The following is a 16,353-nucleotide window of genomic DNA, read 5'->3' on the forward strand; positions in this document are numbered from 1 at the left end:
ATTATGCCTTTTTGTAGCATTCTTCTAGTTTTTTATAAATAGTATCAAAATCAAGCTCTTGTTCTAAAATTTGAGCTAAAACTTCATTGTCTTCTTTGCCATTCCAAGTTTTTTTATAGCTACCATCTTTGTAACCATGGTTTTGTCTAAAGATATTTAAAACATTTTTACCTATGTAGGTTTTATAAAGAATTTCAAGATTAAGCCCACATTTAATAGCTAGGGTAAAATAGGTTGAAAGTAATTCTCCAAGATTAAATCCAAAACCACTGCATTTATGGATAATAAGCTCTATATCATTTAAAATGCCATAAATATCACCCTCATTAGGGTATTCTTCTTCTTTGCAAAAATCTTGAAATACGCTTACAGCATTAACTTCTGTGGCTATAGCTTTCAAATCTTTTCCATTTTTATCGCGATACTCTTCAAGTAAAAGACTTAAAATAAAATGCCAAATATCGACAATCTCTATACGCACATTTTCCCAATTTGTTGGACTTGAAATATTTTTCCAATGTTTCCATGCAAAAGAGTCTATAAGTTCTGCACATTCCATATAAATACAGCGTCTCCAACTGATCAGTTTTCCTTCTTTGGTGTAGCCATTTTCCCAATTTAAGCCGTTTGTTTCATCGTTGAGTTTTTGTTGGAGTTTGAGCATATTTTCTAAAATTTCGATATTTGTCATTAAAAACTCCTTGATAATTTTTAATATTATATGATTTAAGCGTAAAGATTTAAACTATCATCTGTCTTATCTTGATTTTCCTTGGCTTTTTCTTGTTGTTTTTCAAGTTGTTTTTTCATTTGTTCTAAAACTTCATCAAGAAGTTTTTTGCTATCTTCAAGCATAGAAGTGTTGATATCTTTATTATTTGTTTGATTTTGTTTTAGTAAATCACTGAGTTTATTTGTAAAATTATTCATAATAGCATTTTGATGGTTTTCATCATTTGGTGTTGGTAGAACATTTGCCATTTGCATAGCTGATTCTATAATTTCTTTTGGCTTTAACTCTCCGACTTTAGATTTTGCTAAAAAGTCTTTGATCATAGGTTCAACTTCTTTCATAGCATTTTTAATCTCATCAAGATCATTTTGCGTGAGCTTAGAGCCTTCAAAAGTAAAGCTAAAGCCATACTGACGCTTAAGATTAAGAGTTTTACCTTCTTCATTATTTGTATAACTCACGCTTTGATTGTCATACATAGATAAGGCTAAATGTTTGCCACTTTTTGTTGTATAATCCATCGAAAAACTTTGGTTTTTGCTAGCATCAATTTGCATTTCTTCCCCTTATATTTATAGTTTAAATTAAAAATCGGTTATTTTTAAAAATATTTTAGTATAATTTTTATAATCATGGATGAAAGAATTTTAGAATTTATAAAAAATGAGCAACTTTTATCTTGGGCTGTGATTGATGAAAAAGGTGTTTATACAGCTAGTGCTTTTTATGCTTTTGATGAGAAGAATTTAGCTTTTATTATCGCTTCTCATGAAGATACTAAGCATATAAGATTAGCCAGTGAAAATTCAAGTATAGCACTTAATATAGCCAAAGAAAGTAAAATAGCCTTTTTAAAAGGTGTGCAAGCTAAGGCCGAGTTTAAAATGGCAAGCAAGGAACAAATGAAAATTTATTTTTCTAAATTTCCCTTTGCTAAGCTTGATAAAAGTGCAAAAATTTATGCTTTAGAGCTTTTTTGGCTTAAATTTACTAACAATGCTTTAGGACTTAGTAAAAAGCTTGAATTTTGTAAAAAATAAATTTTTATGATTTTATTTAAAAAAATGAGTTATGATTATAGTTTATGTAAATTGTTAGGTATAGAAAATAAATGTTAAATGTAATTCACGCTTTATTTTTTAGGGAGTTAAAAACTAGATTTGGTGCTAATAGGCATTTAGGTTATCTTTGGGTAGTTGGAGAACCAATGTCAATAACACTTGCTATCACAGCAATTGTCACTATTATAAGAGAATATCATCATCAAGTTATGCCTGAAGGAATTTCTATTTTTATGTTTTTAATTTCAGGTATTATGCCTTATTTTATGTTTAGAAGTATAGTAACTCAACTTATGAATGGTACTCAGGCAAATTTGGCTCTTTTTGCTTATAAACCTGTAAAGCCTATACATGTATTTATTGCTAGAACTTTGCTTGAGTTTTGTATTTATTTTGTGATTTTTATCACTGTGCTTTTTTTTGTAGGATGGTTTTTTAGATTTGATGTATTCCCAGTTCATTTACTTGGAGTTTTATTTTGTATTTTTTTACTTATGTGTTCAGCTTTTGCTTTGGGGGTTTGTTTTGCTATTATTTGGCATTTTGTAGAGCCTTTAAGAACTTTATTAACTTATTTTAGCATAGTGTTTTATTGGACTTCAGGTGTTATACTTCCTACTTGGCTAACTCCTCGTCCTTTACTTGATATATTATATTATAATCCTTTACTTCATATTTTTGAACTTTTAAGATTTAATTTTTTTGAGAATTATCCTTTGCAAGATGAATATAGTTATTTTTATGCTATATTTTGGATTTTACTTGTTTTATTTATAGGACTTTTTGTCTATTACTATAACAGACAAGCTTTAACGGCGGTAAAAAAAGAATGATAAAGCTAATTAATCTAACTAAATCTTATCCTTTATTTAGCGGTGGAAGACATTATGTTTTTAAAAATTTTACTTTTGAATTTCCTGAAAATTGTAGTATAGGATTGATGGGGGGTAATGGTGCAGGTAAGTCCACTCTCATGAGACTTTTAAGCGGGGCAGAGCTTCCTGATAGTGGTAAAATAATTACCAATAAAAAATTATCTTGGCCTTTGGGTTTAAATGGAGCTTTTCAAGGTTCTTTAACCGCTAGGGATAATGCCAAATTTGTAGCTAGAGTATATGGTTATAAAGGACAAGAACTTCAAGAAAAAGTAAAATTCGTAGAAGATTTTGCAGAGCTCGGGAAATTTTTTGATGAGCCTATGAAGACTTATTCTTCGGGAATGAGTGCTAGAATAGCTTTTGGACTTAGTATGGCCTTTGATTTTGATTATTATTTGATCGATGAAGCTGGAGCTGTTGGAGATCCTGCTTTTAGGGAAAAAAGCGTGAAATTATATAGGGAAAGATTAAGCAAATCAAAAGTGATTATGGTATCTCATAATGTAGCTGAAATTAAAGAATGGTGTGATAAAATAATTTATATGAAAAATGGACAAATTACGGTTTATGATGATGTAGATGAAGGAATAGCTGTATATCAAGGAAAAGCTTAATGGAAGAAAATAAAACTTTATTAGAAAAAATCAAAGATTTAAGTGTATTTGATTCTTTTAAAATTGTTTGGTTTATAATGATTTTTGTTGTGATTTATTATACATTGATTGCAGCGCCAAGATATGTAAGCACGATGATTTTAGATGTTAGATCAACAAGTGGAGAAAGTGCTCAAACAAGTGGAATCTTGTCTTTGCTTAGTAGTACTTCTACAGCAAGTGAAGATTTAAATTATCTAAAAGGTTATATAGAATCAAGTGATATGTTAAAAATTTTGGATGAGAAAATTAAACTTAAAAGTCTTTATCAAGAACAACATATAGATTTACCTTTTAAAATTTGGGATTCAAGTTCGATAGAATCTTATCTTAAATATTACCAAGCAAGAGTTAAGGTGCATACGGATGAAACTACTAAGCTTTTGCAGGTAGAAGTAGAAGGTTTTACACCTAAATCAGCTCATTTGATTGCTCAAACTATTATGCAAGAAAGCGAAAAGTTTATCAACGAAATCTCTCATAAAGCAGCTAGAGAACAAATGGCTTTTGCTGAAAATGAAGTACAAAAATACAAAGAACGATATCAAAAAGCACAAAATGATTTGATTGCTTTTCAAAATAAATATGGGGTTTTTGATCCCTTGAAACAAGCTGAAGCTAAAGCAAGTTTGGTTGCGCAAATTGAGACTAATTTAGCTCAAAAAGAAGCTAAACTTTTAACTTTACAAAGCTATATGAATGATGCAGCACCTGAAGTAGTAGCACTTAAAGCAGAAATTGAAGCGATTAAAAAACAGCTTTTAAGGGAAAAATCTAAAATTTCAGCTAACAATTCTTCTCAAAAGCTTAATGATTTGGCTGCTAAATTTCAAGATCTAACTATAGAAGCTACTTTTGCACAAAAAGCTTATGAAGCAGCTTTAAAAGCTTATGAAAGTGCTAGAATAGAAGCATTAAGAAAAATAAAGCAACTTGTCATCATTCAAAGTCCAGATATTCCAGAAAGCGCAAAATATCCTGAAAGAATTTATGATATTTTAACAGCATTTATTGTATTATCTTTGATTTTTGGGATTGTTAAATTTATTAAAATGATAATAGAGGAGCATAAGTATTAAAATGAAAAAAATATTAATTTTACTTTTTAGTTGTATTTTATGTTTTGGAGCTGTGGATGTTTCACAAATCATTTCAGCAGAGGATCAAGGTTCTACTACAACTAGCATAGATCAAAATTTAAGCTCAAATTATGATATAGCAAATAAAGAAAATAATCTTACAAAAATTCATCAAATTTTAGTATTTGGCGCTCATCTTTTTAATGGAAATTTTAAAAATTACAATCAAAGAGTTTATAACCCAGATTATAAGATCGCAGTTGGTGATCAAATCAGTCTTAAAATTTGGGGAGCTGTTGAGTTTTCGCAAGTTTTAGTGGTGGATTCTCAAGGAAATATTTTTATCCCTAAAGTAGGAGCTGTAAATTTACTAGGTGTGAAAAATAGTGCCCTTGTAAGTGTTATAAAAGCACGTGTTAATAAAATCTATAAAAGCAATGTTTTTGTTTATGCAGATATGAATGCTTATCAAAATGTCAGTGTTTTTGTAACAGGAAGTGTTAATGCTCCAGGACTTTATCAAGGACTTAGTTCGGATTCAGTGATACAGTATCTTGATAAAGCAGGGGGTATAAATTTAGAATATGGAAGTTTTAGAGATATTCAAATTTTGCGTAATAACAGCGTGATAAAAAATATTGATTTATATGATTTTTTACTAAAGGGGCAAATGGATCTTTTTCCTTTTAGAAGCGGAGATGTTATTTTAGTAGGAAATGTTCAAAATTACGCTTTTGTTAACGGTGATGTGCAAAGACCTTTTCGTTTTGAACTTTCAAATGATATTAAAACTTTAGCTGACTTAGCTAGAGTATCAGGTGCTAAACCTATCGTGACTAATGCTATCGTAAAAAGTTATGGTGAAGATCATAAACTTGATGTCAGTGCTTATAATAAAATGCAATTTTCAAAAGTTTTACTTAGAACTGGAGATGAGGTAGAATTTCACCCTGAGTATGTTTCTGAAAATATAACTATAAGTGTAAATGGCGAGCATAATGGTTTAAAAACTTTAGTTGTGGGTAAAGGAACGACTTTAGAAGATATTTCTAAATTAATTAAAGCTAATCCACAATCAAACATGCAAGCTTTACAAGTGTTTAGAAAAAGTGTAGCTAGAACTCAAAAAGAACTTATCAATGCTCAGCTTAAAGAGCTTGAAACTCTAGCTTTAACTAGTGGTTCTGTTACAGCTCAAGGTGCAGCTATAAGAGCTCAACAAGCAAAAACGATTTTAGAATTTATCCAAAGAGCTAAGCAAGTAGAGCCTAAGGGTCAAATTGTCATTGATAATCCAAAGTCTTATAATTCGGTTATTTTAGAAGATGGTGATACTATTAATGTGCCAAGTAAGAATAATCTCATCATAGTTCAAGGTGAGGTTTCTTTACCTGGAGCTTTTGTGTATGATAAAGGAAAAGATTTAAGATATTATATCAATCTTGCAGGAGGTTATGGAGAAAGAGCGGATACTTCAAAAGTTTTGGTGATACGAAGCAATGGAAAAGCTGAAAAATATCATAGTGGTATAGATATGAAACCAGGCGATTCTGTGTTGGTATTGCCAAAAGTAGATAGTGAGAATTTGCAAATTTTTTCAATGTTAACTCAAATTCTTTATCAAATTGCTATTGCAACCAATGTTGTGCTTAATCTTTAAGGTTTAAAAATGAATACTCTTGAAATAGCCAAAGAAGTCTTTGAAAAAGAAGCACAAGCTATTTTGGATTTGGCTAAAAATTTAGATGAAAATTTTAATCAAGCTGTGAATTTGATGCTAAATACCAAAGGGCGTTGCATAGTCAGTGGAATGGGTAAATCGGGTCATATAGGTGCTAAGATAGCAGCTACTTTAGCAAGTACAGGAACGCCAAGCTTTTTCATCCATCCAGGAGAGGCTTTGCATGGAGATCTTGGAATGTTAACTCCTGAAGATGTTTTAATTGCTATTTCAAATTCAGGAGAAACTGAAGAAATTTTAAAAATCATTCCAGCTATAAAAAAGCGTAAAATTCCACTTATAGTAATGTGTGGTAAAAAAAATTCTACCCTTGTAAAGCAAGGCGATATATTTTTAAATATAGCTGTGGAAAAGGAAGCTTGTCCTTTGCAGCTTGCTCCTATGTCTTCAACAACGGCAACTTTGGTTATGGGAGATGCTTTAGCAGCTGCTTTGATGAAAGCAAGAAATTTCAAGCCTGATGATTTTGCACTTTTTCACCCAGGGGGAAGTTTGGGACGTAAGCTTTTAACTAAAGTAAAAGATCTTATGGTTTCAAGTAATCTTCCTATAGTGCATCCTGATACTGAATTTAATGATCTTGTTGATGTGATGACTAGTGGAAAGCTAGGGCTTTGTGTGGTGCTTGAAAATGAAAAATTGGTTGGTATCATCACTGATGGAGATTTGCGTCGTGCTTTAAAGGCAAGAGATAAGCTAAGATTTGATTTTAAAGCTAAAGAAATCATGAGCACTAATCCTAAAGTAGTCGATGCTGATGCTATGGCAAGTGAAGCAGAAGAAATCATGCTAAAATATAAAATTAAAGAAATTATAGTAGGGAAAGAAGAAAAAGTTGTAGGTATTATCCAGCTTTATGCTATAGGAAATGTTTAATGGCTCTTTTATCTGTTATTATCCCTTTTGGTTTAAGTAAAGAACGTCCCTATATAGAAGAAAGGGTTCTTCAGAAAGCTAAATCTTTTCAAAGTGATGAGAATATAGAATTTATTTTTGTTGAAGGATATTCATCTAAAGATCATGAGCTTAAAAATTTTATCCAAACAAATCATCATATTTATCTTAAAGATATGAATCAAAAAGCTTTTTCTCAAGGAAGATGTAGGAATTTAGGAGCAAGTTATGCGCATTCAAATGTTCTTTTATTTTTGGATGTGGATTGTTATATTTCTTTAGATAATTTTGAAAAAATTTTAAAACTAGTTCAAATTAAAAATATTTCTCAAAATATCAATGCTTTGGTAGTTTTACCCGTAGTGTATCTTAATAAAGATGCTAATGAAAAATTAAAACAATACGATGAGAAATTTTGGGATATTTTGATACAAGAGGATTTATTTACAGCAAAAAATACTTGGGTAAAATTTTTTGCCCCAAGTTCTACTTCAAGTATTGTGATAAATAAACATCAGTTTTTAAGATTAGGTGGAAATGATGAAAATTTTATTGGGCATGGTTATGAAGATTTTGATCTTTTTGCTAGAATTTTAAAAGCTTGTGTGAGTTTTGAAAAAATGCCTACTAATTTAAGCTATGATGCTAGAAATTGGAATTTTTTTAACTTTAAAGGTTTTAGATCTTGGTTTTCATTGCTTGGTCATGAGGCTTGTTTTTATGGAATTTATATGTATCATTTTTATCATGTAGAACCCAATCAAAATGCTTATATGCAAAATAAAGATAAGAATCATCAGCTTTTTTATAAGCATTTAAAAAATATCAAAAAACATGATTTAAAGCCTTTGCAAGTTTTTAAAGCCAAAGGTGAAAAAGTTTTAATGCTTTTTAAAGACCAAAATTATGATTTTAAGGATATTAGTGTTTATGTGGGAGAAACCATTTATAAAAATATAAGTGATTTTTTTATAGCTAAAGAGTTAAAATATAAACTTTTGTTGGATTTTTTACAACAAGAAAAAATCACTAAAATATTTTTGGATGCAAGTATAAAAGAAGAAATTGATGGTATAGATTATTGTGATATTTTTTATTTTCAAAAAGGAATTTTACCTCATTCTTGGTTTTTTGCAAAAAATTTAGATTTAGATTATAAACAAGATTTAATTTTAAGCGAGCAAAAACTTTATCAAGTGAAAGAATATTTCTTAACTTTAAAGAAGGATGAAAAAAAAGTTATTTTGGATTTTTTAAGCCAAAATAATGATGATAAGTGTGATTTGTATGAAATGCTTTATTATTTGATTAACGAAGTTTATAGTTTTGAGCATGATGGGATTTTTTATCAAATCATCATTGATAAAGAAAAAATGCTGATGGCACAAAAACATGATAAAAGCTTTTATCCTTTAGGATCTTTTATTTATAAACCTTATTTGTATGAGCTTAAGAGTATAAGACCTTTTTCATTTTTGATGAAAATTTTAGGTTTAGAGTATCTTGGTGCTATGATTTCACATACTAAATTTTATCGTTTGGCAAGAAAATTGTTTTTTAATCCTAAGGGGTTTTTTGAGGATTTGAGAGCTAAAAAGAATGCAAACATATAAATGTTTAGTTAAACCTAAAATTTCTGTTATTATCCCTTCTTATAATTCGGCTAAATATATAAAAGAATGTTTAGACAGTGTGATTTTTCAAAGTTTAAAAGAGATTGAAATTTTATGTATAGATGCATATTCAATTGATGGAACTATAGATATATTAAAATCATATAAAAAGCAAGATAGTAGAATTAAAATTATTTTTTCAAAAAAAAAGAGTTTGGGTTATCAAATTAATCTAGGATTAAAAGAAGCCAAAGGAGAATATTGCACAATAGTTGAAAGTGATGATTATGTAAAAATAGATATGTGTGAAAAACTTTATAGATTAGCTTGCAATCAAGATTGCCAAGTAGTTAAATCTGATTTTATTGGTTTTGAAGATAAGGAGAAAGAAAGAATTTTTAAAAACCTCTCTATATGTTATGATCAAGCTTTATATAATAAAAAAACTAATTCGTATTTAAATCCAAGTATTATTATAAATTCTTGGAATATGAATCAATCTAGTCTTTATAAAATGGATTTTATTAAAAAATACAATATAAGAGCAAATGAAACAAAGGGTGCTTCTTATCAAGATATAGGATTATGGTTTCAAATTTTAAGTTTGGCTTCAAGTATTTATTTTTGTCAAGAGGGGTTTTATTTTTATAGACAAGATAATGAAAATGCTTCGGTTAAGAGTAAAGATAAAATATATTGCGTCTGCGATGAGTTTGAGTTTTTAGATAAGTTTTTTGATAAGAATTTAGAGCTTAAAAGTAGATTGCAAGATGTTTTTTATTGTTTTAAATTTAAAATATATTCATGGAATTTAAAGCGTATTGATGATAAGTATAAGTTAGAATTTTTATATAAATTTTCACAAGATTTTTCACTTATTTATGATAAGTTAGATAAAACAGTGTTTAAAGTTAGTGAAATATCTGAAATTTCTTGCATTGTTCAAGATCCTAGTAAATACTATAAAAAATATAATAGTGTTTTTTATAGTATAAAAAAAAAGATTTTTAGAATAAAAAGAAAATATTTTAGGTAAAAGATGAATAAAACAGTAGGCGTAGTTATCCCAATCTATAATGTAGAAAAATACTTAAAAGAATGTTTAGATAGTGTTGTTAATCAAACTTATAAAAATTTACAAGTTGTACTTGTAAATGATGGTAGCACTGATGAAAACTCATTTAATATAGCTAAAGAATACACTTTAAAAGATGAAAGATTTATACTTTTTGATAAAAAAAATGGTGGTCATAGTTCTGCTAAAAATGTCGGCATAGAGTATTTTAGTGGAGAATATATACTTAAAAATAAAACTCAAATTTTAGAAAAAAATTCTTTAATAGAATTTAATATAGAAGGTAATAATCCCCATGAAATTTATACAGTGTATAAAAGTTATGAAGCTTTTCATACTACTAAAGATTTTTATCCTAGTATAGACTATATTATCTTTTTAGATTCTGATGATTATTGGGAACTTGATTGCATAGAAGAGTGTGTAAAAAGAATGAATGATGTTGATGTTCTTTGGTTTGATTATAAGTTTTTAAATAAAAATAAAGCAACTCAAATGGAAATTTATAATTACACAAAAGAACAAATCATTACTCCTTTGCAATGGTTAAAAAGGACTAGAGAAATAGGTAATTATTTATTTTGGTATGCTTGGCAAGGAATGATTGACTTTACTTTTTTGCAAAAAATTAATATTAAATTTATCAATCAGATCATCCATGAAGATCATCATTTTGGTATAGCGCTTTTTTCTATGACTGATAATATATATATATATCCTGAGAAAAAGTATATATATCGTTTCAGAGAAAGCAGTGTAAGCAATCAAAAACAATATAGCATAAATACTAACTCTTATTTGTATACTTTATACATAGAATTTGATAAAAATACCTATGAATTAAAAAGGTATCAAATGTCTATGAATTGGATTTTTACTTGTTTGGAATTGATAAAAGTTTTAAAATACAATTCAAATAATGCAATATCAATTCTTGTTGAACAAACCTTTTTACCTACTTTGCTTGATAGAACTTTGATTATTTTTTTTATAGATAAAGATCCATTGTTGCTTAAAAATAAACTGCAAGAATTAAAAGATTATTTTAAAAAATTTCATTTAAGTGGAGCAGAATGTCTTAAATATCAATTGTCTTATCGTTTAGGGCAATTTGTTTTATCTAACTATAGAAGTTTAAGAGGTTTGATAAAAATTGTTTTAAATGCTAAAAAAATGATACTAAATATTCAAAAAGAACAAGAGTTGTTTCAAGCAACAATAAAAAATTACCCTTTTATTGTTTTTTCTTCTTCTAGTGAAGATCTAGAAAGTAGAAAAATCAAAAAACATTATTCTTATCGTTTAGGGCGATTTTTAAAAATTATTTTAATATAAGCTAGTTTGAATTATAATAAGTTTTATAGAAATTAAGAAAGTATTTATAATGAAGGTTATTTTAATCACTGGGGGAACGGGATTTTTAGGTTCTAATTTATGTAAAAGATTGCTTAGTGAAGGCAATAAAATTATTTGTGTAGATAATAACTATACAGGTAGAATGGAAAATATCAAAGAACTTTTAGAAAATGAAAATTTTACTTTTATAGAGCATGATATTTGCAAGCCATTAAAAATCACACAAAAGCTTGATCAAATTTATAATTTTGCTTGCCCAGCTTCTCCACCTGCTTATCAAGGAAAACACGCCATAAAAACAACAAAAACAAGTGTGTATGGCGCTATAAATATGCTTGAACTTGCAAAAGAGCATAATGCAACGATTTTACAAGCTTCAACTTCAGAGGTTTATGGAGATCCACTCGTTCATCCACAAAACGAAGAATACAGAGGCAATGTAAATCCTATAGGAATTCGTGCTTGTTATGATGAGGGAAAAAGATGTGCTGAAAGCTTATTTTTTGATTATCATAGACACGAAGGTGTGGATATTAAAATAATAAGAATTTTTAATACCTATGGAGAAAACATGGATTCAAACGATGGTAGGGTTGTAAGTAATTTTATATGCCAAGCTTTAAGTGGAAAAGATATTACAATTTATGGAGATGGTTCGCAAACACGTTCTTTTTGTTATGTGGATGATTTAATTGATATTATTATTAAAGTGATGAATTCTTCAAAAGATTTTCAAGGACCTATAAATACTGGCAATCCTGATGAATTTACCATAAAAGAATTAGCGCAAAAGGTTATAGAAAAAACAGGTTCTAAATCAAAGATTATCTATAAAGATTTGCCATTAGATGATCCAACTCAAAGAAGACCTGATATTTCTTTAGCTAAAGCTAAATTTAACTGGGAGCCAAAGATAAATTTAGATGAAGGTTTAGAAAAAACTATAAAATATTTTAAAGAAAAAATTACAGAATTTAAAGGATAGGGTAATACATGAAAATAGGAATCATAGGAACAGGTTATGTTGGACTTCCAACAGGTGTTGGACTAGCAGAACTTGGCAATGAGGTTATTTGTATAGATAGAGAAAAATCAAAAATTGATGCCTTAAATAATGGAATTTTAACAATTTATGAGGATAATCTTGAAGAACTTTTTAATAAAAATGTAAAAGAAGGTCGTTTGAAATTTACAACTTCTATGCAAGAGGGCATTAAAGATGTAGATTTAGTAATTATAGCAGTAGGAACTCCACCGCACCCAGTTACAAAAGAAGCAGATATGAAGTATATCCATGCGGCTGCAACTGAATTAGCGGATCATTTAACAGGATATACGGTAATTGCTACAAAATCCACTGTTCCTGTTGGCACAGGCGATGATATAGAAAGTTTAATTAGCAAAAAAAACCCAAATGCAGATTTTGATGTTCTTTCTTTACCTGAATTTTTAAGAGAAGGTTTTGCGGTATATGATTTTTTCAATCCAGATAGAATTATAGTAGGAACAAATTCACAAAGAGCAAAAGCAGTGATAGAAAAACTTTATGAGCCTTTTAAAGGAAAAAGTAAGTTGCTTTTTGTAAATCGTCGTTCTTCAGAAACTATCAAATACGCCTCAAATGCATTTTTAGCTATTAAAATTCATTATATTAATGAAATGGCAAATTTTTGTGAAAAAGCTGGAGCTGATATTTTAGAAGTAGCTAAAGGTATGGGACTTGATACTAGGATAGGGGATCGCTTTTTAAATCCTGGGCCTGGATATGGAGGTTCATGTTTTCCAAAAGATACTTTAGCTATGGCTTTTATGGGCAAACAAAATGATATTGATTTAACTTTAATCAATGCAGCTATCAAGGGAAATGAAGAGCGTAAAAACCACATGAGTGAAAGAATTTTAAATAGTATTAAGGATATCAAAAATCCAAAAATAGCCGTACTTGGCCTTGCTTTTAAAGATGGCACCGATGATTGTAGAGAAAGTCCTGCCGTAGATATTGTTTTTAAACTCTTAGAGCAAAAACTTCCAATTTGTGCTTATGATCCAAAAGCGATGGATTTAGCTAAGCAAATTTTAGGAGATAAGATTGATTATGCTAATTCCATGTATGAAGCTATAAAAGATGCTGATGTGATTGCTATACTAACAGAATGGAAAGAATTTTCAAGCCTTGATTTAAAAAAGGCTTGTGATTTGTTAAATCATAAAAAAATTATTGATTTAAGAAATTTGATTGATAAAAATGAAGCTATAAAACTAGGTTTTGAGTATCAAGGTGTAGGTAGATGAAAAATATTTTAGTGGTAGGTGGTGCAGGATATATAGGCTCACATACCTTAAAGCATTTGTTAGATAATAATTACAATTGTATTGTCATGGATAATCTTATCTATGGACACAAGCAAGCTATAGACAAAAGAGCTAAATTTATCCATGCAGATTTACTAGATACCTTTTCTTTAACCAATATTTTCAAGCAAGAAAAAATAGACGCGGTAGTACATTTTGCAGCTTTTGCTTATGTGGGAGAAAGCGTTGTAAATCCTGCAAAATATTATCAAAATAATGTAGTAGGAACTATAAATCTTTTAAATGCAATGCTTGAATATAATGTTAAGGATATTGTATTTTCAAGCACTTGTGCAACTTATGGAGAACCACAATATACTCCAATTGATGAAAAGCACCCTCAAAATCCTATCAATGCTTATGGAAGAACCAAGCTTATGATAGAACAAGTTTTTGCTGATTATGAAAAAGCTTATGGTTTAAGGCATATTTCTTTAAGATATTTTAATGCAGCAGGCGCAAGCAAGGATGGACTTATCGGAGAAAGCCATGAACCTGAAACTCATTTAATTCCTTTAGTTTTAAAGGCTATAAAAGGAGAAATTCCTGCTATAAATATTTTTGGAAATGATTATGATACCGAAGATGGAACTTGTATAAGAGATTATATTCATGTAGAAGATTTAGCATTAGCTCATCGCTTAGCCTTGGAAAATTTACATAAATTTAGCGGTTGTATAAATCTTGGTACGGGAATAGGTACAAGTGTAAAAGAAATTATCAGCGCAGCTGAAGTTGTAAGTGGCAAAAAGTGCCCTATAAATTACGCACCAAGAAGAGAAGGGGATCCTGCAAGATTATACGCAGATAATAAAAAAGCAAAAGAAATCTTATCTTGGGAAGCAAAATATACTGATATTAAAGATATAATTAAAAGTGCTTGGGATTGGGAGAATAATAGAAAGTATTAAGATGAAAAAGGTAAAAAATTTAATTGTAGGTTGTGGGCTTAGCGGAGCTATTTTAGCTGAGCGTTTAGCTAGTAAAGGGCAAGAGGTTTTAATCATAGATAAAAGAGAGCATATTGGTGGAAATATTTACGATTATAAAGATCAAGAGAGTAATATAACTGTACATAAATATGGACCTCATGTTTTTCATACTAGCATAAAAGAAGTATGGGAGTATCTAAGTCGTTTTACAAAATGGCATTATTTTATGTATAGAGTAAAAGCTTTTATAGATGGTAAAGAGGTAAATATCCCATTTAATCTTGATACTTTACATAAAGTTTTTCCAGAGTATTTAGCTAAAGAGCTTGAACAAAAATTAGTAAGTAAATTTGCTTTTAATTCTAAAATCCCTATTTTAGAATTAAAAAATGCAAATGATAAAGATTTAGAATTTTTAGCTGAATATATTTATAAAAAAGTTTTTTTAGGCTACACAGTAAAGCAATGGGGTGTAAAACCTGAAGAACTTGATTTTTCAGTTAGTGCAAGGGTTCCTGTATATATAAGTCGTGACGATAGATATTTTGTAGATACTTATCAAGCTATACCAAAAGATGGTTATACAAAAATGATTGAAAATATAATCAATCATCCTTTGATAAAAGTACAATTAAATACCGATTTTAAAGACATAAAAAAAGATATAGAATATGAAAGATTGTTTTATACAGGAGCGATTGATGAATTTTTTGATTATAAATTTGGAAAATTGCCTTACAGGAGTTTAAATATAGTCTTTGAAACTTTTGATAAAGAGTATATGCAATCAGGGCCTCAGATAAATTATCCTGAAAATTACGATTTTACAAGAAGTGTTGAGTATAAATATTATCTTGATGAAAAATCTACTAAAACCATACTTTCTTATGAATTTCCTTGTGAATACGAAGAAGGTAAGAATGAAAGATACTATCCTATACCTAATGATGAAAATCAAAAGCTATATGAAAAATATTTAAAAGAATCTGCTAAACTTGGAAATGTGCATTTTTTAGGTAGGCTTGGAGATTACAAATACTATGATATGGATAAGGCTGTGGAAAAGATTTTTGATTATTTAAAATGTCGAGATAGTTTTTAGGTGTCACTATGATAAGTCCAATTTACAAAGATAAAATAGCTATAGTTTTTAGTGTGGATAATAATTACATTAATTATCTCTCAGTATGTTTAAATAGCTTAAAATTTCACTCGTCTCGAAATCATTTTTATGATATTGTGGTTTTATATGAACAACTACAAGAATATAAAATTAATAAAATTATTTCTATATATGAAGATAATAATTTCAGTATTCGCTTTTTTAAAATTAGTGAATATATAAAAAATATGCGTACTTATTTATATACTTGTGATCATTTTTCAATTGCCAATTATTATCGGATTTTAATACCAAATTTATTAAGTGATTATAATTTGGCTATTTATTGTGACTGTGATGCTATTTTTTTTACTGATTTAGCTAATATTTATGATATTGATTTGGGTTATAATTTATTAGCTTGTGTGCTTGATATTGAAGTTCAAAGAAATCACTATTCTAAAGACGATTATAGTAAAAATATTTTATTTTATTTAAAAAATATATTAAAACTAAATAATCCATTAAAATATTTTAATTCTGGGTTTTTAATTTTTAATATAGAGAAGTGTTTGAAATTTGATTTTGCTAGTAAAAGTATAGATATTCTAAAACAAATTAAGCCTAGATATGTTGATCAGTGTATTATAAATAAAGTAGCTGAAAATAAAGTTGCGTTTTTAGATTTAAAATGGAATATAGAAAATCATATTATGTCATTGTACGATATAAACAGTTTAAAATTACTATTTAAAGATATTTTTAATAAGTATTTAGAATCTTATAAGGATCCTTATTTTTTACATTTTACTGGTCCTTGGAAACCTTGGTCGCACCCATACCTTCCTTATGCGGATTGTTGGTGGAAATATGCTAGAGAAACT

16 protein-coding genes are annotated in these 16,353 nt (G+C 28.6%); 14 read left to right on the forward strand and 2 right to left on the reverse strand.

Annotated features, from left to right (window positions below):
* Position 1 precedes the first annotated feature (1 nt).
* Both dut and ciaI read right to left on the reverse strand, forming a co-directional pair.
* A complete protein-coding gene (gene dut, locus AJN69_RS02685; protein WP_052785471.1) occupies positions 2-691 on the reverse strand; it encodes a dUTPase in 690 nt (229 codons plus the stop codon).
* Positions 692-726: 35 nt separating this feature from the next.
* On the reverse strand, positions 727-1,290 hold the full coding sequence (gene ciaI / locus AJN69_RS02690; protein ID WP_052785470.1) for an intracellular survival protein CiaI: 564 nt from the start codon (positions 1,288-1,290) through the stop codon (positions 727-729).
* A gap of 75 nt (positions 1,291-1,365) precedes the next feature.
* Here ciaI and AJN69_RS02695 point away from each other — a divergent pair, with 75 nt between their 5' ends.
* The 14 genes from AJN69_RS02695 to AJN69_RS02760 form a co-directional block, all read left to right on the forward strand.
* The gene (locus AJN69_RS02695) at positions 1,366-1,773 is read left to right on the forward strand and encodes a hypothetical protein (RefSeq protein ID WP_002871865.1); all 408 of its coding nucleotides are present in this window, start codon (positions 1,366-1,368) and stop codon (positions 1,771-1,773) included.
* A 71-nt stretch (positions 1,774-1,844) separates the two neighbouring features.
* Positions 1,845-2,627, forward strand: a complete 783-nt coding sequence (locus AJN69_RS02700) for an ABC transporter permease (RefSeq protein WP_022552423.1) — start codon at positions 1,845-1,847, stop codon at positions 2,625-2,627.
* Positions 2,624-3,286, forward strand: a complete 663-nt coding sequence (locus AJN69_RS02705; protein ID WP_002883229.1) for an ABC transporter ATP-binding protein — start codon at positions 2,624-2,626, stop codon at positions 3,284-3,286. The genes AJN69_RS02700 and AJN69_RS02705 overlap by 4 nt, the downstream gene beginning before the upstream one ends.
* Positions 3,286-4,404 (forward strand): capsule polysaccharide transporter, encoded by a 1,119-nt coding sequence (locus AJN69_RS02710; RefSeq protein WP_002858848.1) that lies wholly within the window; start codon positions 3,286-3,288, stop codon positions 4,402-4,404. Before AJN69_RS02705 ends, AJN69_RS02710 begins: the two co-directional genes overlap by 1 nt.
* Position 4,405: 1 nt before the next feature.
* Positions 4,406-6,064 carry a polysaccharide biosynthesis/export family protein gene (locus tag AJN69_RS02715; RefSeq protein ID WP_002781121.1) on the forward strand — a complete coding sequence of 553 codons (1,659 nt, stop codon included), beginning with the start codon at positions 4,406-4,408 and terminating at the stop codon, positions 6,062-6,064.
* Positions 6,065-6,073: 9 nt separating this feature from the next.
* On the forward strand, positions 6,074-7,021 hold the full coding sequence (locus AJN69_RS02720) for an SIS domain-containing protein (RefSeq protein ID WP_057034865.1): 948 nt from the start codon (positions 6,074-6,076) through the stop codon (positions 7,019-7,021).
* Positions 7,021-8,652, forward strand: a complete 1,632-nt coding sequence (locus AJN69_RS02725) for a glycosyltransferase (RefSeq protein WP_053869663.1) — start codon at positions 7,021-7,023, stop codon at positions 8,650-8,652. The genes AJN69_RS02720 and AJN69_RS02725 overlap by 1 nt, the downstream gene beginning before the upstream one ends.
* Entirely contained in the window at positions 8,639-9,688 is a 1,050-nt protein-coding gene (locus tag AJN69_RS02730) for a glycosyltransferase family 2 protein (protein ID WP_041176846.1), read from the forward strand. The genes AJN69_RS02725 and AJN69_RS02730 overlap by 14 nt, the downstream gene beginning before the upstream one ends.
* Positions 9,689-9,691: 3 nt before the next feature.
* Complete coding sequence (locus AJN69_RS02735; protein ID WP_022552416.1) at positions 9,692-11,062, forward strand: glycosyltransferase family 2 protein; 1,371 nt, start codon at positions 9,692-9,694, stop codon at positions 11,060-11,062.
* A 49-nt stretch (positions 11,063-11,111) separates the two neighbouring features.
* A complete protein-coding gene (locus tag AJN69_RS02740) occupies positions 11,112-12,068 on the forward strand; it encodes a UDP-glucuronic acid decarboxylase family protein (protein WP_022552415.1) in 957 nt (318 codons plus the stop codon).
* A gap of 8 nt (positions 12,069-12,076) precedes the next feature.
* A complete protein-coding gene (locus tag AJN69_RS02745) occupies positions 12,077-13,375 on the forward strand; it encodes a UDP-glucose/GDP-mannose dehydrogenase family protein (protein ID WP_053869662.1) in 1,299 nt (432 codons plus the stop codon).
* Positions 13,372-14,346, forward strand: a complete 975-nt coding sequence (gene galE, locus AJN69_RS02750; protein ID WP_053869661.1) for a UDP-glucose 4-epimerase GalE — start codon at positions 13,372-13,374, stop codon at positions 14,344-14,346. Before AJN69_RS02745 ends, galE begins: the two co-directional genes overlap by 4 nt.
* 1 nt (position 14,347) lies before the next feature.
* Positions 14,348-15,469, forward strand: coding sequence for a UDP-galactopyranose mutase (glf, locus tag AJN69_RS02755; RefSeq protein WP_053869660.1), 1,122 nt, complete (start codon positions 14,348-14,350; stop codon positions 15,467-15,469).
* A gap of 8 nt (positions 15,470-15,477) precedes the next feature.
* Positions 15,478-16,353 (forward strand): glycosyltransferase family 8 protein (locus tag AJN69_RS02760; RefSeq protein ID WP_148122945.1); only part of this gene is annotated, 876 nt, incomplete at its 3' end.

Origin of the sequence: Campylobacter sp. BCW_4338 (assembly GCF_001763255.1) — a bacterium.
Taxonomy (GTDB): Bacteria; Campylobacterota; Campylobacteria; order Campylobacterales; family Campylobacteraceae; genus Campylobacter_D; species Campylobacter_D jejuni.